Annotated in this window: 1 protein-coding gene; it reads right to left on the bottom strand. The window is 43.8% G+C overall.

Going from position 1 to position 1,245, the window contains the following annotated elements; all coding sequences use genetic code 11:
• Positions 1-32 precede the first annotated feature (32 nt).
• A protein-coding gene (locus tag BCT34_RS00800; RefSeq protein ID WP_102300444.1) for an IS3 family transposase occupies positions 33-1,183 on the bottom strand; the annotation gives its coding sequence in 2 pieces (ribosomal slippage) (positions 33-940 and positions 940-1,183; 1,152 coding nt in all).
• Between the last annotated feature and the right edge of the window lie 62 nt (positions 1,184-1,245).

Raw genomic sequence — 1,245 nt, forward strand, 5'->3', positions numbered from 1 at the left:
CATGATCTGCTCCAGTTAGACTGGACACCGCATTAAGCGACATGTTGTTTTTCAAAGTTAACTGGGCTTAGATACCCAAGAGCACTGTGCCTTCTTGTTCGATTGTAATCAACTTCAATGTATTCAAAAAGCGCTTGGCGCATCTCTTCTCGGGTCATTATCGGCTCGTATTGGATAGCTTCTACTTTCATTGAGTGAAAAAAGCTTTCAACACAGGCGTTATCCCAACAATTCCCCTTCCTACTCATGCTTTGTTTTAGATTATGAGCTGCGATTAAATCTCGGTAGTCTTTTGAGCAATATTGGCTACCTCTATCACTATGGATAATCACGTCTTCTGGCATGCCTCTGCGGAACAACGCCATTGATAGTGCATCACAGACCAGAGTTGCGGTCATTCTGGTGCTCATTGACCAACCAACGACTTGCCGTGAGAACAGGTCGATAATAACGGCTAAATACATCCAGCCTTCGCTTGTCGCTAGATAGGTGATATCTCCAGCCCATTTTTGGTTCGGTGTTGTCGCATTAAAGTCTTGCTCAAGCAAGTTCGGGGCAACAGGAAGCCTATGCTTACTGTCTGTCGTACATTTGAACTTACGGGCGGCCTTTGCGACTAAGCTCTGGCGTTTCATGCTCGCGGCAATTGTTTTTACATCGTGCTTATTACCATTTGCCTCAAGTTCTTTTTGAATGCGCCTTGCACCGTCGCGTTCCTTTTTATCATCAAAGACTTCTCGAACTTTGCTATCAAGCTGCTTGCGGTGCTCGTTTCGTTGAGTGACTTTATGACGATTATCAATCCAATAATAAAACCCACTTCGAGAAACCCCGAACACCTTAGCCATACGGACAATCCTATATTGCATCAGGTGTTCGAGCATAAACTCATAGCAATCTACTTTAGATTTTTCGCGAAGTAGGTGGCGGCCTTTTTTACGATATCTAGCTCTTCAGCTTGCTCTGCTAATAATCGTTTGAGCTTGGCATTTTCAGTGGCGAGCTCTCTTTCTCTATCGCTAATTTTCGCGTCTTTTTTGACGGCTTTACGCCATCCATAGATTTGAGATTCATATAACGATAATTGTCGTGCGGCAGCAGCGACACCGACTTTCTCTGCTAACTTAAGCGCTTCGGCTTTAAATTCAGGAGCATGTTTGATTCGTATTTTCTTAGTTGTCATTGTCCACCTCGTTAGTAATTGTACTCATTTAACTCAGTGTCCAAAACTTCTGGTGCGGATCA

The sequence above is a fragment of the Vibrio sp. 10N.261.45.E2 genome, assembly GCF_002875705.1.
Lineage (GTDB): Bacteria > Pseudomonadota > Gammaproteobacteria > Enterobacterales > Vibrionaceae > Vibrio.